The following is a 21,589-nucleotide window of genomic DNA, read 5'->3' as shown; positions in this document are numbered from 1 at the left end:
TCACGATCCAATAGCCGGTAGACGTGCTCTTTTTGCCACATTTTGTGCTGCAAATGTATCAATCGTGATGCATGGATGCGACAAACGCCCCGAGTTTGATCTGACTAATCGCATCTGAGAATCACTCGCACCTATAATCCGGCCCCATTCGGCGCATCCGTCCGGTGGAATGCGCTGCCTTTCCAGGACTCTCATCTTGCAGCCCGCATTCCGTCTCACCGCCGGTGCCTTCGGCGCCGCCCTGCTGTTCGCCCTCCCCGCCCACGCCCAGACTGCCGCCACGGCCACCACCGCTGGCAACGCCAATGCGGAAACCACCCTCAACGCCGTCACCGTGGTGGGCAACTGGCTCGACAACGCGGATGAAGCCAAGGTGCTGGAGCACCCCGGCGCCCGCACCATCGTCGACCGCGTGACCTTCCAGGAAGCCGGCGCCAACAACGTGCGCGAGGTGCTGCGCCGCGTCCCCGGCGTGCAGGTGCAGGAGAACAACGGCACCGGCGGCAGCGATGTGTCGCTGAACGTGGGCGTGCGCGGACTGACTTCGCGCCTGTCGCCGCGCTCGACCATCCTGATGGACGGCGTGCCGCTGGCGGTGGCGCCCTATGGCCAGCCGCAGCTGTCGATGGCACCGCTGTCGCTGGGCAACCTGGAAAGCATCGACGTGGTGCGCGGCGCGGGTTCGGTGCGCTACGGCCCGCAGAACGTGGGCGGCATCATCAACTTCGCGACGCGGTCGATCCCGAAGACCTTCGCGGCCGATGCCTCGGTCTCGACCGACATCTACAGCCACGGCGGCAACGTCAAGACCAACCCGACGGCGTTCATCGGCGGCACCAACGACAACGGGCTGGGCGGCGCGCTGCTGTACTCGGGCATCCATGGCAACGGTTATCGCGAGAGCAACGACCACGTCAATATCGACGACCTGATGCTCAAGGGCAACTACCGGATCTCGAAGACCGACGAACTGACCGCGGCCTTCCATTACTACGAGGGCAGGGCCGGCATGCCCGGCGGCCTGACGCCGGCGCAGTACGCGGCCGACCCGTTCCAGTCGGTGCGGCCCTACGACAATTTCGACGGCCGCCGCAACGACTTCAGCCTGAAGTACAGCCACAACGACAACAACCGCAAGTTCGAGGTGCTGACGTACTACACCGACAGCTTCCGTGGCAGCAATATCGAGCAGCAAGGCACCGGCGCGCAGGCCAACCTGCGCCGCCTGACCTCGGCGCCGCGCAACTACCACACGTTTGCGATCGAGCCTCGCTACTCGCAGCTGTTCCGCGGCGAGAACATGAGCCATGAGGTCAGCGTCGGCTACCGCTTCCTGCGCGAAGCCAGCGACGAGAAGGCCTCGCGCACGGTGTTCTACACGCCGGGCACCATCGATCCGACCACGCTGCCGTCGCCGGTGTACCAGTCGCGCACCGGCGGCACCACCGCCAATGCCGTCTACATCGACGACACCATCAACGTCGGCAGCTGGACCATCACGCCTGGCCTGCGCTACGAGTTCATCCGTTCGTACGTGACCGACAACTTCACCGGCGCGCGCAACGACGTCTCGTCAAACGAGCCGCTGCCGTCGCTGGCGGTGATGTACCACGTCAGCGACCAGTGGAAGCTGTTCGCCAACGCGGGTGTTTCGTTCGGACCGCTGCAGTACTTCCAGATCGCGCAGACCACCAACGGCCTGACGCCCGAAAAGGCGAAGACGTACGAAATCGGCACGCACTTCAACGCCAACGGCTGGGGCGGCGAGCTGACGCTGTTCAACATCGACTTCGACGACGAGCTGCAGCTGCGCGGCGGCACCGGCGGCGCGCCGGATGCGTGGACCAACCTCGGCGCCACCACCCACCGCGGCGTGGAATCGTCGCTGCGCTATGACTTCGGCGCGCTCGACAAGTCGCTGGCCGGCCTGTCGGCGTACGCCACCTACACCTTCACCGAAGCAACCTACAACCAGGGTAACTTTGCCGGGCGCGACCTGCCGTTCTATTCGCGCCATGTGGCCACCGTGGGCATGCGCTATGCGCGCAACCGCTGGGCCTTCAATGTCGACGGCTATGCGCAGTCCAAGCAGCATTCGCCGGGCGACCCGAGCACGTCGACCACGTACCAGACCGCCGAGAGCGCCAATGGGGCGCTGGGCGATATCCCGGGCTACGCGCTGCTGAACATGCGGCTGGGCTACGACTTCGGCAAGTCGGCGCAGAACCTGAAGGTGGCCGTGGGGGTGAAGAACCTGTTCGACAAGCGCTATTTCACGCGCTCCACGGACAACAATGCGGGCAAGTACGTGGGGATGCCGCGCACGTTCTATATCCAGGCGTCGCTGGCGTATTGAGTCGACGCCTGGCTGAGGGGTGGCTCCCCTCGGAAAAGCAAAACGGCTCGCCATGGCGAGCCGTTTTGCTTTCTCCGGGATGGGATCGTCAGACGATCTCGCGCGTTTCCAGGAACTGCAGCTCCGGGAACCGCTCCTGCGTCAGCCGCAGGTTCACCATGCTCGGCGCCAGGTACACATGGTCGCCCGCGCCGTCCAGCGCAACGTTGTGTCCGGCCTTGGCGATCAGCTTCTCGATTTCCGCGGGAGTGCCCTTGAGCCAGCGCGCGGTGGCGCACTCGTGCGATTCGAAGATGGCATCGACGCCATACTCGTGCTCAAGCCGGTGAGCGACCACGTCGAACTGCAGGATGCCGACCGCACCCAGCACCAGGTCGTTGGAGACGAGCGGACGGAACATCTGCGTCGCGCCCTCTTCCGCCAGCTGCTGCAGGCCCTTCTGCAGCTGCTTGACCTTGAGCGGGTTGTTCAGGCGCGCGCGGCGGAAGAATTCCGGGGCGAACGACGGGATGCCGGTGAACTTGAGCGGCTCGCCCTCGGTGAAGACATCGCCCAGGCGGATGGTGCCGTGGTTGGGCACACCGATGATGTCGCCGGCGTAGGCCTCTTCGGTCGTGTTGCGGTCCTGCGCCATGAAGGTGATGGCGTTGTTGATCGCCACGGTCTTGCCGGCGGAAACGTGCAGCAGCTTCATGCCACGCTCGAAGCGGCCCGAGCACACGCGCACGAAGGCGATGCGGTCGCGGTGGCGCGGGTCCATGTTGGCCTGGATCTTGAAGACGAAGCCGGTGAACTTGCCTTCGTTGGGCTCGACCACGCGCGTGTCGGTATTGCGCGCCAGCGGCGGCGGCGAGAGCTCGCACAGCGCGTCCAGCAGCGACTGCACGCCGAAGTTGTTGATCGCCGAGCCGAAGTAGACCGGGGTCTGCTTGCCGTTGAGGAAAGCTTCCTTGTCGAAGGTATGCGAGGCGCCGCGCACCAGCTCGATCTCGACGCGCAACTCGTCGGCCTGGCTGCCCAGGATGCGGTCCAGCTCCGGGTTGTCCAGGCCGTCCAGGATCGCCGCGGTGCCCTTGTCGCCCTTCGGGTCGAACAGTTGAACCTTGTCGTCAATCAGGTGATACACGCCGCGGAACTGCTTGCCCATGCCGATCGGCCAGGTCATCGGCGCGCACTGGATCTGCAGCACCTCCTCGATCTCGTCGAGCAGTTCGATCGGCGAGCGGCCCTCGCGGTCGAGCTTGTTGATGAAGGTGAGGATGGGCGTGTCGCGCAGGCGGCAGACGTTAAGCAGCTTGATGGTCTGCGCTTCCACGCCGTTGACCGAGTCGATCACCATCACGGCCGAGTCGACCGCGGTCAGCGTGCGGTAGGTGTCTTCCGAGAAGTCCTCGTGGCCCGGCGTGTCGAGCAGGTTGACGATGCTCTCCTGCGCGCTGCCGTCGGCGCTGCTGCTGTCACCCCCGCGGCGGTACGGGAACTGCATCACCGACGAAGTTACCGAGATGCCGCGCTGCTTTTCCAGCTCCATCCAGTCGGACGTGGCATGGCGGTCGGCCTTGCGCGCGCGCACTTCGCCGGCGACCTGGATCGCGCCGCCGAACCACAGCAGCTTTTCGGTCAGGGTCGTCTTGCCCGCGTCGGGATGGGAGATGATGGCAAAGGTGCGACGACGCGCAATTTCGGATACGAGCGAGCTCACGGCAGCGGATTCTGGCTGGGAATAAGTGGAGGGTGCGGCATGAGCCGGCACCCGGACCGGCGCCGCCGCAGGCGGCACTTGCGCCGGGCCCTGCGGGACTTACGGAAGGAATGGGGCGCTATTTTACCGGTTCACGGGCCAGGCCGGGGGTTTGCCTTCACCCTTGCCGCCCGCCTCCCCCGCCATGCCTGGCACGCCGCGCAGGCTGCCGAACTGCAGCGCGTACTGGCGTGTCAGCTCGGCGCCGAAGAAGAAGATCTGCGCCGAGTAGTAGATCCACAACATCAGCGCCACCACCGAGCCCGCCGCGCCATACGAGGAGGCCACGGCACTATTGCCCAGGTAGAGACCGATCAGCCGCTTGCCCACCGAGAACAGCAGCGCGGTAATGATGGCGCCCATGGTCACGTCCCGCCAGGCAATACGCGCGTTGGGCAACATCTTGAATATCACCGCGAACAGCGCGGTCACGACCGCAAAGGAAAACGCCGTCGAGATCACGTCGGCCACCGGGGCGAACCAGGACTGCGTCCACAGCTCGCCCCAGATGCGCTCGACCACCGCCAGCGCGGCATTGACGATCAGCGACACCAGCAGCATGAAGGCCAGCACCAGCACCAGGCTGAACGACAGCAGCCTCGCCCGCAGCAGTGTCTGCCAGCCGGCGGTCTTGGGCACCGGCACATGCCAGATGTCATCGAGGCTGCTCTTGAGCTCGGCAAAGGCGCTGGTGGCGCCGACAAACAGGATGCCCATGGCGATCAGGGTGGCCATGCCGCTGCCGCCGGCGCGGTGTGTGGCTGCCAGGATCTGCTGGATCGCCACGGCGCCTTGTTCGCCGACCAGCCCTTCGATCTGGGTGAAGATCTCGCCGCGCGCCGCCTCGGCGCCGAAGAACAGACCGGCGATCGAGATCACCAGCACCAGGATCGGCGCCAGCGAGAACAGCATATAGAAGGACAGCGCCGCGCCCTTGCTGGCGGCGCGGTGGTCGAACCAGGAGGTGACCGCCGCGGTGACCACGCGCAGCGTGCGCGCGGCGGTGTGGCGGTCCGGCAGCCAGAGCGGGCGGTGGGGTCGCGGCTGCGGAGTGCCGCTGCCAGAGGATGATGCGGGTTGGTGTTCGGTGTTGTCGTTCACGGCCTGGGTTTGCCCGGTTCGGAGCCCTGCTGCGCAGGGGCGGGTAGCCGGAACGCCTGGCGCGAGCGGCCACGGGACGCTCCGGCAGCGAGGGTGCTTGCGTTCATCATACTGCGCATTGCGCGGCTTGCCCAAGGCAGCGCCCCCAAGGCGACCTGCTACAGTAAGACCAGGCACACCTGCCGGCGCATCCCGTGCCGCGCGCCGGCGCAAGGAGGCATCCGTGACCCGTTTCCTCTCCGCACGACCGGTGGCCGCCATGCTCGTGGTCGGGATGCTCGGCGTTGCCGGCTGTGAGCGCAGCCAGCCCGGACCCAAACCCATCTCGGGCACTGCCACGACCTCGTCCTCCGCTGCCCCCACCCCGCCGGCGGCACCCAGCCCGCCGGGCCAGTCTCGCTGACGATCGCGGCAGCGGCTGCCACGAGGGACGCCTGCGGCGTACCCGTTTCTGCGTACCGCGCCGGGAATTGCCTCGCTAACGCGGGGCCGGCGCGGGGCAGTACGCTCGTCGCTGTTCCAGGCTGTTACGCCAATGCAAGACTGACGTAACGCCGGTTTCAAACATGCAACTCGGTGCAGTGCGGCGAATTCGCCCCTCCGTGGGCGTGTTATCCCGCACCCGGCGCGCGTGTCAGGCGACCGAGCCCGCACATGCGCGCGCCCGGCCAGCGGTGGCGCTCGGCGCACGCGTTGCAACGGCGAAACCGAATGGTTCCCTGACGCCGTCTCAGCCGTGCGTGGCGCCCGCAGGCAGGCCGCAAACCCGCATGGCACAAGCCTTTGCGGCCCTTGGCACACTTGTCGCTCAGCATCGGCAGGGACGCCGCACGCGTCATTACCATCAACCAGCCACTACTGCGGAGAGAGACCAGCCATGCGTCATCCGCCCTCACGCATGACGGCGCGCCGGCGCTCATACCGGTTGGCGGGCCCCCCGCCTTCGGTGACGGACCTGCTTTCGCCGCCACTTCTGCCCTACCCGCGCGAGCGGGTCGAGCCGGCGCAACTGGCCACGGCGAGCGCACCCTGCCCCGGGGGTGCGCGCCGGGCCAGGGATCCGGCCTGCACGCGCGCAGCCTGCGGACGCCCGGCCGGGAAGCGGCGCGCCTGAGCGGGAGTTGTTCCGGAATCATGCGGGCATGCCGACCGGTGTGTCCGCGCGGATTTGTGCTCCGTCCCCCGGCGGGCACTTTTTTCCACAAGGAGGAGATGCCATGAGAGCCGCAATTCCTGCCGCAAGCGCGCTGGCCGCCGGGGCCACCCTGGCTGCCCTGGCAGTCTTCTCGGCCCCTGCCGTGGCAGCCAGCTACGCCTGGTTCGACCGGCCTGACGACGCCAGCGCCAACAGCCACGCGGCGGTCAGCAACGATGTCTACGTGCGCGGCTTCGGCTGGGCCTGGGGCGAACTGCATATGCAGCAGGACACCACGCCAGGCGCGGCCGCGCCTGGGACTCCGCAAGGCGGCCGGCAGGCGCGCGACTACCCGGACCGGCGCGACGCGCCGCCGTGGTTGCAACGGGATGACAACAACCCGCCGCGCACGCCACGCGGCAAGATCAGCATGAACCTCGCGGCCGCCCCGGCGGATGGGGCCGGCGGCGGGAGCGGGGCCGGCCAGGCCCGCGCGGTTGTGCGCTGACGTGCCAGCGGGCACGAGGAAAGGCGGAACCGGCGAGCGGACGTCGGCGGTTCCCCTTTCCTGTGGCGCGCTGCCTGGCGCACCGCCGCCAAGGGCGGCGACGGGCCGCGAGCCTAGTCGCCAGCGGCCGGCTGGCTCTCCACGCGGATATTGTGCTTGTGCATCAGCCGGTACAAGGTCACGCGCGACACGTTGAGCTCGCGCGCGGCCGGCACCACGTGGAAGCCATGACTGGCCATCACGTTGCGGATCGCCTCGCGCTCGGCCTCCTCGCGGATCGCGTCGAGGGTCTTGCGCGGCAGCTCTGCGCCGCCATGCAGCTGCAGATCCTCGGCCGTGATCTTGCGGTTGTCGGTCATCACGATGGCCCGGCGCACGCGGTTGATCAGTTCGCGCACATTGCCCGGCCACGCGTACTGCATCATGGCCTGGGTCGCGCATGCCGAGAATCCGCGGATGCGCCGGTGCGCCTCGTGGCCGTGCTCGGTCAGCACGGCGTTGGCCAGCTGCAGGATGTCCTCGCCGCGCTCGCGCAGCGCCGGGATGCTCAGCGTCAGCACGCACAGCCGGTGGAACAGGTCAGAGCGGAAGCGTCCGTCGGCCTGCGCCGCCACCAGGTCCACGTGCGTGGCCGAGATGATGCGCAGGTTCAGCGGGATCGACTGGTGCCCGCCCAGGCGCGTGATGGTGCCCTGCTGCAGGAAACGCAGCAGCGCCACCTGGCTTTCCAGCGGCAGGTCGCCAATCTCGTCGAGGAACAGCGTGCCGCCCTGCGCCTGCTCGATCCAGCCGACCTTGCGCTGGTTGGCACCGGTGAACGCGCCCTTCTCGTAGCCGAACAGTTCCGACTGCACCAGGTGCGAAGGGATGGCGCCGCAGTTGATGGCGATGAACGGCCCCTTGCGCCGGCTCGAGGCATCGTGGATCGCCTGCGCGGCCAGCTCCTTGCCGGTGCCCGATTCGCCGGAGATAAACACCGGCGCCTCGTTGTGCGCTACCTTGGCCAGTGAGCGGAACATGGCGCGCATGGTCGCGCACTCGCCGATCATGGTGCCGCGCGACGCAGTCTCCTGCACGCGTGCACCATGCAGCGATGCCATGCCGTGCGCGTGCTTGAGCGTGTAGATCAGCTCCTGCACCGAGAACGGCGTGCGCACGTAGTCCACGCAGTAATCGCGGATCAGCCGGCGCACGCGCTCGTCGGCAAGCATCGCGTCGCAAGTGATGGCCACCCAGGTGACATGCAGATGCTGCAGCGCGAGTTCGAGCTGGCCGAACTCGGCATCGCTGTATTCCGCCTGCAGGTCGATCACGGCAGCGGTGGGCGGGCTCGCGCGCACCACGCGTTCGACGTCGCGGATCTGCTGCACGCGGCGGAATTCCCATCCCGGGCCGAAGCTGGACGGGTCAAAACCAAAATCTTCATGACGCGACACGACCACGATCTGTGCAGTGCGTGACGCCTTGCACAGTCGGTCCATCACGATCTCCCGGACGTTTGGCTTGTTCTTTGTTCCGGCACCCGTGGACTGCGCCGGGGCCTGTGGCCGTGGCGCGGACTGGGGCTGGACTGGCTGCGGGTTGGCGCCCGCGAGCAACGTCGGTATCACGAGGTGGACAGACTGCGGGACTGCTCCTCGGGCGCGGCGAGATAGCCGGTGCCCCCCTGGAGCTGATCGCGGATGCGTCGCCGCACCGCTTCCTTTTCGCGCATCAGCTCTACGCGCGGCGCCTCGGGCGTCTGTCCCGAGTACTGGTAGTAGAGCGTCTTGTAGGTCAGCTGGCTGAGGATCCATTCCTGCAGCATGGCGCGCTGGCGTGCCAGCTCGCCCTCCAGCAGGCGATGGCGGCGCAGCAGGTTTTCCACCGCGGCGCGAGCGCTGTCGGTGAGCGCGCTGTCGTCCGCCAGCAGGGCCGCCACGTCGGCGGTAGCGCCGTCACGGCTGGCGTGGTTTGCGGGCGCTTCGCCTGCGGCTTCCCCCAGAGTAGCCCAGGCGTGGTGAATGGATCGGCTAGTGGATCGGCTTATGGACTCCCTGACGGGCCCGATGGCGGGTCGCCGGATCTCTCCTGCGGTCATGATTATCCCCGTTGAACAACATCCCCCGGCACTACACGTCTGCGGATACCACTTGTCAGTCTTGGAATATTTGTGTCTGCGTGGCGCACGTGTTTCCGCACGCTCCCTGGTCGTGGCCCTGCCGCCTTGCCTGGCGGTCTCATCCGAGCTGTCCCCGGACTGGCGGACGGCGCCAAAGGCGCGCTCGGTGTGCTCCGGCAATCCAGCCGCATGCACCGGAGTCAAGAAGGGGCGCCTTGCCGCGCCCCTCTTTGCCACGCCTATAGTTCAGTGCATTTGGGGCGGTTTGTCCAGCCCTGAGTGGGTGACCTACACCCAATCTCATACTTTCGTATGAGCCGGCCTGCACACCACCTATTTGTCCTGCGAAAAGCCGTTTACTGGTGTTATTCGTGCCGGATTTCGAGCCGGATTTCGGACTAAATTTCGGACTAAATTTCGAGTTGGCTTGCAACCCGTTTGCCCTGTTGCCGGACTACCGTACCCACGCTTGCATGCTACGCAGAAACGGGTACGCTTTCGCACCCCGAACGGGTGATGGCAGCAACCTCGGTGGCGCGCTCCAGCCGGTGCGCGAGGCGGCAAGCGCAGGCGGCAGATGCAAGCGAACCGCGGCCCGCAGAAACAGGTACGCTGCGTGCTGCTCGTGCGATCCCGAGCAGCCCGCAGAAACGGGTACGCCTTGCGCGCGTTCCGTCGAATCGGCAACGCGGGCACGCAAAAAAATGGGCGGCCTGGGCCGCCCACGTCTGGTCTTGCTGTACAGGACGCTTAGTGGCCCGGCAGGTAATAGAACTTGAAGACAAAGACCGCCGCGATGATCCACACCATCACCGGCACGCTGCGCGCGCGCCCGGTCAAGAGCTTGAGCGCCGCGTAGCTGATGAAGCCGAATGCCACCCCGTTGGCGACCGAGTACGTAAACGGCATGCCCAGCGCAGTCATGACCGCCGGCACGACTTCGGTGACGTCGTTCCAGTCGATTTCCAGCAGTTCGCGCAACATCAGGCATGACACATACAGCAGCGCCGGCGCGGTGGCATAGGCCGGCACCGTGCCCGCCAGCGGCGCGATGAACAGCGCCGCCAGGAACAACACCGCCACTGTCACCGCGGTCAGCCCCGTGCGCCCGCCGGCCTGCACGCCGGAAGCGCTTTCGATATACGCAGTGGTCGATGACGTACCGAGGAACGAACCGGCCATGATGGCGGTGCTGTCGGCCATCAGCGCCTTGTTCAGCCGGTCCATGCGGCCAGCCTTGAGCAGGCCGGCGCGGTTGGCCACGCCCATCAGCGTGCCGGTGGCATCGAACAGTTCGACCAGGAAGAACACCAGGACGACATTGATGATCCCGATCGACAACGCCGCCGAGATATCGAGCTTCAGCAGCGTCGGGCTCAGCGAAGGCGGTGCGGAAAACACGCCGTGGAAGGTATTGCCGGCAAAGACGAAGCTCAACAGCGTGGTCAGCAGGATTCCGATCAGGATCGCGCCCTTCACGCGCAGGTGGTCCAGCGCGACGATCACGAAGAAGCCGACAATGGCCAGCACCGCCGGGGGCTGGTGCAGGTCGCCGATGGTGACCAGCGTTGCCGGGCTCGCGGCCACGATGCCGGCATTCTTCAGCGCGACGATCGCCAGGAACAGGCCGATGCCCGCGGTGATCGCCACGCGGATGGAATGCGGGATGCCGTTGACGATCATCTCGCGCACGCGGAACAGCGTCACCAGCAGGAACAGGCAGCCCGAGATAAAGACCGCGCCCAGCGCCGCCTCCCACGGAAAGCCCATGCCCTTCACCACGGTGTAGGCAAAGTACGCATTCAGGCCCATGCCCGGCGCCATCGCGATGGGGTAGTTGGCATAGAAGCCCATGATCAGCGTACCGATCGCCGCGGCCACGCAGGTCGCGACGAACACCGCGTCCTTGGGCATGCCGGCATCGCCCAGGATCGACGGGTTCACGAAGATGATGTACGCCATCGTCAGGAACGTGGTGATGCCGGCGAGAACCTCGGTGCGGACATCGGTCTGGTGCTCGCGCAGCTTGAACAGGCGCTCGAGCAGCGACGGCTGGCCGCGCGAGGGGTTGACGGAAGGGGTACCCGGCTTGGAAGCGGGTTCCGGCATCGACATGACTGGTCTCCTGGTATCGTTATCGTGTCCGCGGCAGGCAGCGTCGCGGCGCGGCCGTGGCCGCGTGGCGCGCCACCAGGCGGCAAGCGTACTCTCGTCCAGCATGGGCCGGATACGTCACGGCGTACACGAATAAGCGATATGCAAAAGGCGTGATGATCCCACAGTGGATACACAGCGCACAGGGGCCACGCGGCGCCGCGGCCCGGGCCTGGGACAGACTGCTCGGGGCTGGCCCCAGCTTGACGCTGGCCCCATTCCCCCGTATAAAGCCGGCTAGATTCAAGCGACGAGGCAACAGTTCATTCGTTAGCCACCGTCTGGTACTTCGGTTGTCCATGGTGTCCTTTCCTTGAGTTCCCCTGTCGGATGGCGCGTGCGTCATGCGACCTTTTACATCCTTTTTCTGGAAAGCAGATCATGCAAACCGGTATCGTCAAGTGGTTCAACGACGCCAAGGGTTTCGGCTTCATCAAGCCGGACGCAGGTGGTGACGACCTCTTCGCCCACTTCTCGGAAATCCGCGCCGACGGCTTCAAGTCGCTGCAGGAAAACCAGCGCGTGCAGTTCGAAGTCAAGAACGGCCCGAAGGGCCTGCAGGCAGCGAACATCACTCCGCTGTAAGCGTTGCCAGATGGCGCGCCACGTGCGCGCCACGCAACGGAAAAACCCCGCCTCGGCGGGGTTTTTTGTTTTTCGGCCGCTCGCGCCGGCATGCGGCACCGGGTTCGCCAGACGCGCAGGCCTGCCGCTCATCCCCTTCCCCCGTTCCATGCGCTAGTCCTGGCGCACACCCACCTGTCTCAAACCGGCCGGCCCGCAGAAACAGGTACGCCTTGCCGCGCCGCAAGCCGGACCGCCGGCGCCGCTTCCCTTACGCAGAAACGGGTACGCGCACCGCGGAGATGGCGCTCCACTCACGTCGGCGACCACGCAGAAATGGGTACGCCTGACGCAGATCTGCCTCCTCCGCGTCACCACAACGTCCGCAGAAATAGGTACGCCCTTGATCTTGCGGCGCGCGGCGATCCGCCGGCGCCGCCAGATCAAGGGCGCGTCGACGTGCAGCCTGGCGCTGAGATATCCACACAGCATGGCGCGGGCGCCACGCAGAAACGGGTACGCCTCGTGCTGCAGCGCGCAAATTCCTGATGCTGTCTTGCCTTGAAGGAAGCCACGCAGAAACAGGTACGCCTCGACGTCTTTTCCATGCTGACTGCTCCCGCAGAAACGGGTACACCACCCGGAATCCCCTACGAAGGGGGCCTGCTGGGAGGGGAGCGCTACCCACATTGGTTCGCAGAAACGGGTACGGCCGTCCAGATGGCGGCGCATTGACCTATACGTTGAGTGTAAGCGCTAGCTTGTTCTGCATGATCCGTGTATAATGGAAACTTGGCGATGCGTCTATTCATAGGGCACCTCCCATTGACGCAGAAACGGGTACGGGCGCGGCCAGGACTGCGCGGCGCGGGTGCGCAGAAATGGGTACGCTGCCACGGGCCAGGCGAACTCAGATGCCGGCGCAGAATTGGGTACGTCGCAGAAATGGGTACGCAAGGGCGAATACATGGCGGTTTTTCTTCGCCACGCAGAATCGGGTACGGCTTCGGAGGGTCAGCCGCAGAAACGGGTACGCTTTTGCCCCTGAGCGGCTGACGGCGATCCCGGCTTCGAACCCTTTTCTGCGGGGATAACCCCCGCCGCGGGCCCGCCAGCGGCGTACTTCGGTGGTAAGCGGGGCGTAAACCGCGTATACCGCCCCGCCTGGCGCAGAAACAGGTACGCTTTGCGCGATCGCCGTTGTGGAAAAGCTTGTGGAAACACGGAGTTATCCCCGCAGAAACCAGTACGCGCACTCCGCAGATACAGGTTCGGTCTTTCGCAGATACGGGTTCGGCCCTTCGCAGAATCGAGTACGTTTGTCCGCAGATTCGGGTTCGCTGGGGTTGTTTTTTCCCTTACGAATCAAGGCGCTGAACTTCACGTATACGGTTTACAAGTAGTTAACCCGTATCGGTATCGTTTACTGGTAGTCACAGGGTTGCGCACCGTGGACAACCCTGCCGGGTTGCCCACCGTCCGCACCCCAGCTGCCAGTCGGGAGAGTCCCGACACGGCAAAACCCCGGCAAGCAAGGCTAAGCTTCAGCGTACCTGTTTCTGCGTGACAACCTTTGCGGCTTCGAGTACAAAGGCGGGTATTCCGAAGCACGCCAATATGCCCATCAAACGCTCCCCGGCCGCCACGGGGGATCGAAGTGTCCTCAACCTGGATGCCGAGCCCTCCCGCATCATTGTTCCCGGCAACGAGAACAGCCTGATTCCGTCCGAGAAATTCCAGCGTCTGTTTGACGAGGCGCAGGCCATGGAACGCGAAGACGCCTGGCAAAGCGGCGAAGTTGGCTTCCTGAGCCGCGCCAGCGTCCAGGTCACGCTGCCATATCGCGCGCCCAAGGGCGCGCCGCCGGTATGGACGCGCACAAGCGGCAATATCTCGCTGATGATCCAGCCCGGCTACTTCACGCAGCAACGCTCCGAGCGGGCCGCCAACGGCCGCCAGAAGCTGGTGTCGGAGACGGTCTCGCTGGGCTATCCCTATGGCTCCTATCCGCGCCTGATGCTTGCCTGGATCGGCAAGGAAATCATGGCGAAGAAGAAGCGTGGGGAGTTCACCGGGACGGTGGAGGACCGCCGCATTTCGCTGGGCAATTCGTTGTCCGAGTTCATGTACAACCTCGGCATCCCGATGGCTACCGGGGGCAAGCGCGGCACCATGACGCTGGTACGCCAGCAGATGATCCGGCTGTTCTCCGCGACCATTGCGATCGTGCAGAACAAGTCCACGCCCAGCCAGAACCAGAACCCCAACCACGAGCCGTTGTCGATCGACCGTGTCGGCTACCTGCTGGCCGACCAGCTGTCGACCTGGTGGGACCCGATGCAGCCGGGGCAGGGCTCGATGTTCGAGAGCTTTGTGGTGCTGTCCGAGCCGTTCTTCAACGAACTGGTGAACCGCCCGGTTCCGGTGGACATGCGGGCGCTGAAGGCACTGAAACAGTCGCCGTTCGCGCTGGATGTCTATTCGTGGCTGACCTACCGGTTCTTCACCATCCAGCGTCGCACCGAGATCCCGTGGGAAGCGCTGCAGATGCAGTTCGGCACGGAAACCGAAAGCGAGCGCAAGTTCCGCGCCCTGTTCCGCAAGGCGCTGAAGGACGTGCTGGTGGTCTATCCTGGCGCAAAGGTCGATGCGGACTCGTCCAAGGCGCTGATCCTGCAGCCGTCCCGTACCAGCGTGCGCAAGCTGGGCTGACCGCGTGGCCGCGATGGCCAGATGCAAAAAAGGCAAGCGTTGAACGCTTGCCTTTTTGTTTGTCCGCCGCGGCAGGCTGCTGCAGCGGGCAAAACAGCTGGATCAGGCCGGCTTGATGGCCGAAGCCTGCAGGCCCTTCGGACCCTGCTTGACTTCGAACGTCACGCGCTGCCCATCCTTCAGGGTCTTGAAGCCAGAGCCCTGGATTTCGGAGAAGTGCGCGAACAGATCTGCACCACCGTCGTCCGGGGTAATGAAGCCAAAGCCCTTGGTCTCGTTAAACCACTTGACCGTACCGGTTGCCATAAGAAATTTCCTTTTCGAAGCAAGTTCTAGTACACCACGCAAACAACCGTTCAAGCACGTTGAGTTCTCGTAGATACCGAACGGAAGCCGACGAGGTTGACACGACTTGACTCGACTGTAGCGCGCATCATAACCACTTTGGATTGCGGTGTCATGTGCGGCGTAATGCGCACTACAAATACTTTAGACACAGGGGCCGCCGCATATCAAGCAAATTTATTGTAGGAACGCCATTGCCTGGCGAAATGCCGTGTGTCGCTCGACACATCTTAATAAAACATTTGTAAATTTGTAAAACGGTTGAAGCGTCACCTGCTTTTGGCTACAGTTGCGCCTTAAGAGTCAACTGCGCTTTCAGCGCTGAAAGAGAGGTCCCAGTGGCAGCCAAAATCATCACCGTCTTCAACCAGAAGGGCGGTTGCGGGAAGACCACGGTCAGCATGCATCTGGCGGGAACGCTTGGCCTGCGGGGCGCCCGTTCCATGCTGGTCGACATGGACGAGCAAGGCACCGCCACCCGCTGGGCCGCTCAGGCCAGCGATGAGCGCCCGTTTCCCGCGTCGGTGATCGGGCTGGCGCCGTCGGGCGGAGCCATGCACCGCGAGGTTCGTAAATTCGTGCAGGACTACGATTACATCTTCGTCGACTGCCCGCCTGCGGTCCATTCGGCGGCGCCGTCCAGTGCGCTGCTGATTTCCGACCTTGCCATCATCCCGGTGGTGCCGTCGCCTCCGGACCTCTGGGCTGCGGTTGCCGCAAAAACGCTGGCACAACATGCGCAAGTCCAGAATGAAACGCTGCTGATTCGCGTGATGGCAAATATGGTGCAGCGGCGCGTGTCGATCGCACGGCAGGCAATCGAGATCCTCGGAGACGATGGCGAGGTGCCGTTGTTGAATTCAATGATTGGATCGCGCTCGGCATTCCGTGAATGCCAGGCGATCGGCTGTACCGTCCATGGCGTTGCCGGGGCGCGCGAGGCGGTACAGGAGGTCGACATGATGGTCGACGAAGTGTTGTCTTTGATTGAGCAATAAGGCATGGCTACAAAACTGAAGAGCCTCAAGGCCGGCATGCTCGCCGGCATGGTGGCGGAGAAGCACCGCAACGACACGCTGGACAGGTTCGCGCGGGCCGAGGCAGCGATTTCGCAGCATCCGAACGGCCTGCTGCAGGGCAGGGCAAACGATGGCGCCACCGTTTTCAGCGCTGAAAGTGCGGGCGAGATGGCATCCGGCCGGCAGCTGATGCGGATTCCGCTGGCGCAGCTCCATGACAATCCGCTGAATGCGCGCCGGATCTATGATCCCGCTGTCGTGCAGGAGCGCGCGGCGTCGATCGCAACGCATGGCCAGAAGACCCCGGGCCTTGCTGCCCCGGACCCGTCGCGTCCCGGCCACTACATCCTGATCGACGGCCACTACCGTAAACGAGCACTGGCGTCGGCCGGCAAGCTCGAGATGGAGTGCTTTGTCGAGGACGACCTGAGCGACCTGGACTTCTATCGCCTGTCGTTCATGCTCAATGAGCAGCGCTCGGATCAGTCGGCGCTCGACAATGCGATCGCCTGGCGCCAGTTGCTTGACGAAGGCAAGGTTCAAAAGGAAGAAGAAATTTGCGAACTGACCGGGATGTCCGCCGGAACGGTCAACAAGACGCTGGCGCTGTTGCGCCTGCCGGAATCCGTGCTTGGCGTCATGCGCGAGCGGCCGAGCGCGATCGGCATTGCCGCGGGCTATGAGCTGACTTTGTTCTGCAAGCTGGCAGGGGAGGAGCGGACCCGCGAACTGGCGGCGCGGATCATCAACGATGGCCTGTCGAGCCGTGAAGTCGAGGCGATCCGCAAGCACGCCCAGGAAGGCAAGGCGCGCAAGGTCAAGGAAATCAGCCGGCAATACAAGATCCGAACCGACGGCGGCCAGTTGCTCGGGACCATCAAGGAGTGGGACTCGGGGCGTGTCGTCCTCGATGTCCAGCTCGGCGACCGCAGCGCCCGCGAGGATCTGGTCGAACTGCTCAAGGCTCGCTTCGGGCTGGACAAGACCTTGCTCTGAATTACCGTCGAACCGGGGTGTGGTGGAGCATGGCGGGCCACCACAGCCCCGGGACATCCGTCCCCGGCCCTGCCAGGAATGGTCGATAAGATCCTGCTGCGTACCAAGTTCTTCGGTGGCAGCATCGCCACCAATCCCGCTTTCTACTGCCGATCCCCTACGGCAATTCTCCCTCCGTACCAACTTCTTCGACAGGCGCCAACGTTGCCCGGCAACGCTCCGAGTCGCGCACGAGGTCACGTGGCGACCGGACCGGGAACGCCGCATCCAACCTCCGATATCGGGTAATCGCCATCGACAGCAATGCATGCAGCCCTCGCACCGAGTAGGGCGGGTGGGGCGTGCTGGCCAGCTTGCGCTGTGCCCGCCGCGTGGGGGGCGCAGCGGGCGGGCCAAGCAAGGGCACATCCACCGCGGCCGGCGCATCCAGGTCCAGCCCCCGGTCCTGCCAGTGGCGACGTAGCGCGGCCAGCGCAGAATCGCTGAGCGCAAGCCGCCTATCGGCTGGCGCATCCGTCACCGTCGTTGCCGGCGCGTGATCGAGGATCGGCAGGTCATCCCAGCGCAATGCCACCAGCCCGGTGAACCGCGGCCGGCATTCACGCAGCAGCGCGACCGCCGCCGCCGCGGCACGATAGCGCATGCCGCCCGGCTGGCTGCCTTCACTCTCCAGCCAGGCGGTAAAGCGCACCAATGCCATCTCGTCGACAATCCCCTCGCCGGTGGCATCGTCCGTGTCCAGCACGGATGACACAGCCTCGGCCGTCGCCATATCGACATCCACCGCTGCAGTCCTTGCCGGCCCGCCCATTGGCAGCCACTGCGCGGCCGCGCCGTACCCATTGCGCGCCATCCAGCCCCACAGCGCGCCCAACACACGCATGCTATGGCGCACGCTGGCGTCACCCAGCGGCCCGGTAAAGGGCCGCCAGGCCCCGACTTGCCTGGGAGCCCGCGGTCCGCACCAGCGCGCCGCCGGCTGCGGGTCCGCAAGAAAGGCCAGGTATGCCTCGCGATCCTGCTCGTCCAGTGCAGAGAGATCCTTGCGGCGTTCGATCGCCGACCACAACAGCAACCGTTCGGCTTCCTTCCGGTACGCCGCAAACGTGGCGCCAGCGGGAGAACCGCTGGCATGCAGCCACTTGCGCACCACGTCGACGCCGCGGGCAAACGGACAATCGGGTGGCGCCCCGGCGCTGTTGGCGAGAAATTCCAGTGGCAGCAGGCGTGGCATGTCAGGCGCCAGCGCGCCAGGCGCCAGCGGCGTGCGGTTGCCCAGATGCGCGGCCAGCATTGGCTGGCCCTGGGCAGTGCGAACCAGTCCGCGATGCTCCGCCAGCCAGCGATTGATAGCCTGGCCAGCGAGTGCGCCGATCCGGGGCACTCGCCGCCACCATCCCGCGCCGCGAACATTAGCCAACCCTATAAGTGCTTTAATCGTAACAATTTCTGCGTTGCGAAGGCGCCGCGCCAGCGATGGCCCGAACCATAGTTCGACGCCGTGCTCCGCCCGCGGCGCCGCCGTGCCGAGCCGTTCCAGTTCCGCCAACGCGTCGACACGGCGATCCATGCCCCGGTTGGAACGGCCCGGACCGGCCACCAGGAGTTCGGCCAGATCCGCCCGGCCGTGGAGATGCGCCAACTGGACCATGCGGTCGCGCAGGCCCAGCAGCGTGCGCAGCGCCGACTCTCCGGCATCGTCGTCATCCCCGTCGTCGGCAAGATAGCGGCCGACGACCATCGCCGCAGGCATGCCCTGGACATAGGCGCGGACCGCAGCGAATTCACTGCGAGTCAGGCTGACGGGGTGCGATCCGGGCAACATGGTCAGCGGCGTGGGACGGTCGGTGGGGGAGGGCACATAGCTTGGCGATAACTTCTTGATTTATAAGGCACTTGAAGCCAGGCCAAATTGATCCGGCCGGAAATGCACACCAAAGCGCAATGCCGATAATTTTATGCGAGGTAAGCGGCATTCCGCCAGCCCCTGCGCCACCCGAACGCCTGTTTGCCCGGTTAAGCTCGTTGCCAGGGTCGCAGTGGACCGGCCGGAACGAGGTTCCGGGGCAAGGGGAGGGTCCCCCTCGGGAATACCCGCTGCAACGCAACAGAGGCTTGCTTTCGACGCCCCTGTTTAATAAGCTGAAGATCAGAATTAGATTCTTTTAAATCTGATTGAGAAGTTACTAAAGCGTCAGTCATGAACTGCGCGGCCCGGCAATGCCGGTCCGGAGCGGCTCGAACGGCGCAAACGGGGCGATTCGGCACTCCAAGGGAAGGGACAGGCGCGGCAACCGACGGGACGCCGTACCAGGCCAGGAACAAGCCGGACCGTATGGATCGACGCGAGCCGCAGCATAGTGGAAGCCGGTCCAACAGCAAGAACGGGTTGTCGCAGGACCTGGGCTTGCCGCAATAAGAAGGAGAGCGGCCATGGCCAGCATCCTCTTGATCGAACACCATCCACTCCTGCGCCTGGGTCTTCGCCACCTCCTGGCCCAAGCGCATATCCCAGGCGACCTGATCGATATCGATCCGCTCGCGCCAATCGACTCCGACCTCTGGCTGACGGAGCCCGACTTGCTGGTCTATGGGCTACCGCCCGACGCCGCGGCAGGCTGGGCGCAGCTCGATGACCTGTGCGAGCGCCTGCGGCCCCGGCGCGTGCTGCTGCTGACCGAGCAGCCCGCCGCGGCACTGTCCCGACCGGCCCTGCCGGAGTCTGTACGCGGCTGCCTGCACAAGGCCGCGAGCGCCGAAGCGCTCGACGCCGCGGTGCGGCTCGTGCTGGCCGGCGGGGAGTGCTTCCCTTCCGTGCTGCTGTCCGAGCCGGCCGCCGGGCGCGGCGACGAAGGGCGCATGCAAGCCACACCCGCACCGACCAGTCACACCTCCGCCCCGGTCGTGGTACCGCTGCATGCGGTGCGCGGCGAAATGCCGCCTGCGCCCGCGAACGAAACGCCGTCGAGCGGCGCGCACCTGCTCAATATCACCGAGCGGCAGTACGAGGTGCTGGCCTTGCTCGCGCGGGGCTATCCGATCAAGACCGTCAGCCGGATGCTCAATATCTCCGTCGCCACGGCCAAGACCCATGCCTGCACGCTTTACCAGCGTCTGCATGTCCGCAACAAGGGTGAAGCGGTCTACGTGGCGCTGCAGCGCGGCGCTACGCTGGACTGGGCCGGCCCGCCGGCGGTGCGGCCGCTTGGCGCCTGCCAGGCCGCCTGATCCCTGCATGACTGGTCGGGGGAGCATCGGTCGCAACTATGCCGGCGCCGGGCGGATCCGGTGCCGGGGCCGTCCCCCGCAGGTCATCCTTTTGACGTGGCGGCCTCCACCAAAAGCATGAGGCGGTGGCAGGTAGCGCTTGCTACGTTGAGAAGGAGGCGTTCGCCGCCGCCTGCCGCACGCCATGCGGCGGGTGCCGACAGGCAGGGCGGCGCGCTTGCCGCGAGGCTCGCCAAGTTCACCACGGCGGGCCATTCCGGCCACCTGACCTACTGACCCTGCGGGCCCATCGCGCCGTGATCCGGCCGTGGGCGCCATTGCTGAATCGATGCCGACCTACCTGATTGCCAGCAACGAAATGATGTGCCGCACGCTGGTGCGGCGCCTGGAAGCGCTAGGCCTGCCGCGACCGATCCGGTGGCGCGCGCCGCAATGGCTGCAGGAGAGCGCTGCCAGGCGGCAGCGGCACCCCGACGCGGATGACCTCGGCAGCGACCCGACCGACGTGGCGCTGATCGATTGCAGCGGCCTGGAAGGCGATCCGCGCAAGCTGCTCGACCAGATGCAGGCCCGGCTCGCGCCGCGCCGATGGCTGGTGTTGTCCGATCGGCTGGACGCGACGCTGATCGTCCACGCTGCGCTGCTCGGCGCCAGCGGTTGCCTGGCAGTGCCGGCACCCGCCGAGCTGGTCTGCGCCGCGACCGCGCTGGTGTGGGCCGGCGGCCAGTGCTTCCCGCGCATGGCGCTCTCGCTGATGCCCGCAGCGTCCCAGGACATCGTCGGCGCTGCCTGAGCCTGCGTAACCCTCGCACGCTTCCTTCCATTGGCCACGACAGGATTACAGCCTGCGGATGAGGGCGCGCTGTGCATGCAAGCACTATGCTTGAGATGCCCGGCGCGCGAGTGGCCCCGTTTCAAGAGGCAGGCCGCCCCGGGATGCTAGGGGGTCGTATGGAAGGCGGGATGGATTACCTGGTCGTGCATGGCTTCGCCGTGCGCGAGGGCCGGGGCAAATGGGCTTGCTGCTTCGAGATCCGGTTGGCTGGCGCGGGTGAACAGCCACTGCTGTATCGCGGAGAACTGCATGGCCGCAGATTCGATTGCGAGCACGCTGCAGCGCAGGCCGCGCACGAAGCAGGACAGCGTGAAGCGGTATTGCGCGTGGAGAGCCTGCGCGCGCTGATCCTGGCGCAGCATCGCCTGCGCCTGCCGGCGGCCACGCTGCCCTGAGCTACGGCGCCACAGAGCGCCTTTCCGGTTTCCGCATGCCTCGCCAGCGCCAGGGTGGGGCGCGACCGGAACTGCCGTGGCGCAACGGCAGTGCAGCCATGCGGCCTGCATCCAGCCACGCTGCTTCCGCCGAACCTTGCCGTGCATCCACAGGTCATGCGCGCACCTGCGCGTCGCCCGCGACGGCGATCGTCTTCGCGCGAGCGATGCCATGCCCCAAAAAAAGAAGCCCGCCGACCGGGGGACCATGCGGGCTTTGAAGGCGTGCGGGCAATACTGCCCGCCCACACGTCCTCTTGACGATATCCAATCGGCACGCGCGCCTGTATCCACCAGAAGCATCATGCGCGTCACGCATGCGGCTGAATGCCACTAAACCGACTCAACCGGACTCAACCT

Annotated in this window: 16 protein-coding genes; 9 read left to right on the top strand and 7 right to left on the bottom strand. The window is 65.5% G+C overall.

The features are described 5' to 3' along the window. Positions 1-196 precede the first annotated feature (196 nt). Positions 197-2,356 carry a TonB-dependent siderophore receptor gene (locus tag LPA45_RS26260; RefSeq protein ID WP_317919666.1) on the top strand — a complete coding sequence of 720 codons (2,160 nt, stop codon included), beginning with the start codon at positions 197-199 and terminating at the stop codon, positions 2,354-2,356. 88 nt (positions 2,357-2,444) lie between these two features. On the opposite strand, the gene LPA45_RS26255 is transcribed toward LPA45_RS26260, so the two are convergent. Together LPA45_RS26255 and LPA45_RS26250 are read right to left on the bottom strand one after the other, a co-directional pair. Further along, complete coding sequence (locus LPA45_RS26255) at positions 2,445-4,058, bottom strand: peptide chain release factor 3 (protein ID WP_116319180.1); 1,614 nt, start codon at positions 4,056-4,058, stop codon at positions 2,445-2,447. Positions 4,059-4,181: 123 nt separating this feature from the next. Further along, complete coding sequence (locus LPA45_RS26250) at positions 4,182-5,117, bottom strand: YihY/virulence factor BrkB family protein (RefSeq protein ID WP_116319336.1); 936 nt, start codon at positions 5,115-5,117, stop codon at positions 4,182-4,184. A 1,298-nt stretch (positions 5,118-6,415) separates the two neighbouring features. On the opposite strand from LPA45_RS26250, the gene LPA45_RS26245 reads away from it, so the two are divergent. Further along, complete coding sequence (locus tag LPA45_RS26245) at positions 6,416-6,841, top strand: hypothetical protein (RefSeq protein WP_116319185.1); 426 nt, start codon at positions 6,416-6,418, stop codon at positions 6,839-6,841. A gap of 113 nt (positions 6,842-6,954) precedes the next feature. On the opposite strand, the gene LPA45_RS26240 is transcribed toward LPA45_RS26245, so the two are convergent. The 3 genes from LPA45_RS26240 to LPA45_RS26230 all read right to left on the bottom strand — a co-directional run bounded on the left by LPA45_RS26240 (position 6,955) and on the right by LPA45_RS26230 (position 11,057). Continuing rightward, positions 6,955-8,322, bottom strand: a complete 1,368-nt coding sequence (locus LPA45_RS26240) for a sigma-54 dependent transcriptional regulator (RefSeq protein ID WP_317919661.1) — start codon at positions 8,320-8,322, stop codon at positions 6,955-6,957. A gap of 125 nt (positions 8,323-8,447) precedes the next feature. Continuing rightward, entirely contained in the window at positions 8,448-8,762 is a 315-nt protein-coding gene (locus LPA45_RS26235; RefSeq protein WP_317919660.1) for a hypothetical protein, read from the bottom strand. Positions 8,763-9,692: 930 nt separating this feature from the next. Beyond that, complete coding sequence (locus LPA45_RS26230; protein WP_317919659.1) at positions 9,693-11,057, bottom strand: NCS2 family permease; 1,365 nt, start codon at positions 11,055-11,057, stop codon at positions 9,693-9,695. A gap of 420 nt (positions 11,058-11,477) precedes the next feature. Between LPA45_RS26230 and LPA45_RS26225 the strand changes: the two genes are divergently transcribed. Together LPA45_RS26225 and LPA45_RS26220 are read left to right on the top strand one after the other, a co-directional pair. Then, a complete protein-coding gene (locus LPA45_RS26225; RefSeq protein ID WP_010811149.1) occupies positions 11,478-11,681 on the top strand; it encodes a cold-shock protein in 204 nt (67 codons plus the stop codon). 1,596 nt (positions 11,682-13,277) lie between these two features. Beyond that, the gene (locus LPA45_RS26220; protein WP_116319192.1) at positions 13,278-14,372 is read left to right on the top strand and encodes a replication protein RepA; all 1,095 of its coding nucleotides are present in this window, start codon (positions 13,278-13,280) and stop codon (positions 14,370-14,372) included. Positions 14,373-14,474: 102 nt separating this feature from the next. Here LPA45_RS26220 and LPA45_RS26215 read toward each other — a convergent pair whose 3' ends face one another. Further along, positions 14,475-14,678, bottom strand: a complete 204-nt coding sequence (locus tag LPA45_RS26215; RefSeq protein ID WP_006159056.1) for a cold-shock protein — start codon at positions 14,676-14,678, stop codon at positions 14,475-14,477. Positions 14,679-15,055: 377 nt separating this feature from the next. On the opposite strand from LPA45_RS26215, the gene LPA45_RS26210 reads away from it, so the two are divergent. Both LPA45_RS26210 and LPA45_RS26205 read left to right on the top strand, forming a co-directional pair. Further along, on the top strand, positions 15,056-15,715 hold the full coding sequence (locus LPA45_RS26210; protein WP_116319194.1) for an AAA family ATPase: 660 nt from the start codon (positions 15,056-15,058) through the stop codon (positions 15,713-15,715). Between the two features lie 3 nt (positions 15,716-15,718). Then, a complete protein-coding gene (locus LPA45_RS26205) occupies positions 15,719-16,732 on the top strand; it encodes a ParB/RepB/Spo0J family partition protein (RefSeq protein ID WP_116319196.1) in 1,014 nt (337 codons plus the stop codon). A 157-nt stretch (positions 16,733-16,889) separates the two neighbouring features. On the opposite strand, the gene LPA45_RS26200 is transcribed toward LPA45_RS26205, so the two are convergent. Next, the gene (locus LPA45_RS26200; protein WP_367395055.1) at positions 16,890-18,557 is read right to left on the bottom strand and encodes a phage integrase family protein; all 1,668 of its coding nucleotides are present in this window, start codon (positions 18,555-18,557) and stop codon (positions 16,890-16,892) included. A 608-nt stretch (positions 18,558-19,165) separates the two neighbouring features. On the opposite strand from LPA45_RS26200, the gene LPA45_RS26195 reads away from it, so the two are divergent. The 3 genes from LPA45_RS26195 to LPA45_RS26185 all read left to right on the top strand — a co-directional run bounded on the left by LPA45_RS26195 (position 19,166) and on the right by LPA45_RS26185 (position 21,190). After that, the gene (locus tag LPA45_RS26195) at positions 19,166-19,960 is read left to right on the top strand and encodes a LuxR C-terminal-related transcriptional regulator (protein ID WP_116319200.1); all 795 of its coding nucleotides are present in this window, start codon (positions 19,166-19,168) and stop codon (positions 19,958-19,960) included. A gap of 328 nt (positions 19,961-20,288) precedes the next feature. Then, entirely contained in the window at positions 20,289-20,753 is a 465-nt protein-coding gene (locus LPA45_RS26190; RefSeq protein WP_116319202.1) for a response regulator transcription factor, read from the top strand. Positions 20,754-20,911: 158 nt separating this feature from the next. Continuing rightward, positions 20,912-21,190 (top strand): hypothetical protein, encoded by a 279-nt coding sequence (locus LPA45_RS26185; RefSeq protein ID WP_116319203.1) that lies wholly within the window; start codon positions 20,912-20,914, stop codon positions 21,188-21,190. The last annotated feature ends 399 nt before the right edge of the window (positions 21,191-21,589 follow it).

Source organism: Cupriavidus sp. Agwp_2 (genome assembly GCF_040784895.1).
GTDB lineage: Bacteria > Pseudomonadota > Gammaproteobacteria > Burkholderiales > Burkholderiaceae > Cupriavidus.
The sequence above is the reverse complement of the archived record's forward strand: the minus strand, read 5'-3'. Positions and strand labels throughout refer to the sequence as shown.

Bases quoted from the DNA above. Each gene is read 5' to 3' on its own strand.
- LPA45_RS26245 (WP_116319185.1), top strand. From the start codon at position 6,416: ATGAGAGCCGCAATTCCTGCCGCAAGCGCGCTGGCCGCCGGGGCCACC.
- LPA45_RS26240 (WP_317919661.1), bottom strand. From the start codon at position 8,322: ATGGACCGACTGTGCAAGGCGTCACGCACTGCACAGATCGTGGTCGTG.
- LPA45_RS26230 (WP_317919659.1), bottom strand. From the start codon at position 11,057: ATGTCGATGCCGGAACCCGCTTCCAAGCCGGGTACCCCTTCCGTCAAC.
- LPA45_RS26225 (WP_010811149.1), top strand. From the start codon at position 11,478: ATGCAAACCGGTATCGTCAAGTGGTTCAACGACGCCAAGGGTTTCGGC.
- LPA45_RS26220 (WP_116319192.1), top strand. From the start codon at position 13,278: ATGCCCATCAAACGCTCCCCGGCCGCCACGGGGGATCGAAGTGTCCTC.
- LPA45_RS26215 (WP_006159056.1), bottom strand. From the start codon at position 14,678: ATGGCAACCGGTACGGTCAAGTGGTTTAACGAGACCAAGGGCTTTGGC.
- LPA45_RS26205 (WP_116319196.1), top strand. From the start codon at position 15,719: ATGGCTACAAAACTGAAGAGCCTCAAGGCCGGCATGCTCGCCGGCATG.
- LPA45_RS26200 (WP_367395055.1), bottom strand. From the start codon at position 18,557: ATGTTGCCCGGATCGCACCCCGTCAGCCTGACTCGCAGTGAATTCGCT.
- LPA45_RS26195 (WP_116319200.1), top strand. From the start codon at position 19,166: ATGGCCAGCATCCTCTTGATCGAACACCATCCACTCCTGCGCCTGGGT.
- LPA45_RS26190 (WP_116319202.1), top strand. From the start codon at position 20,289: ATGCCGACCTACCTGATTGCCAGCAACGAAATGATGTGCCGCACGCTG.
- LPA45_RS26185 (WP_116319203.1), top strand. From the start codon at position 20,912: ATGGAAGGCGGGATGGATTACCTGGTCGTGCATGGCTTCGCCGTGCGC.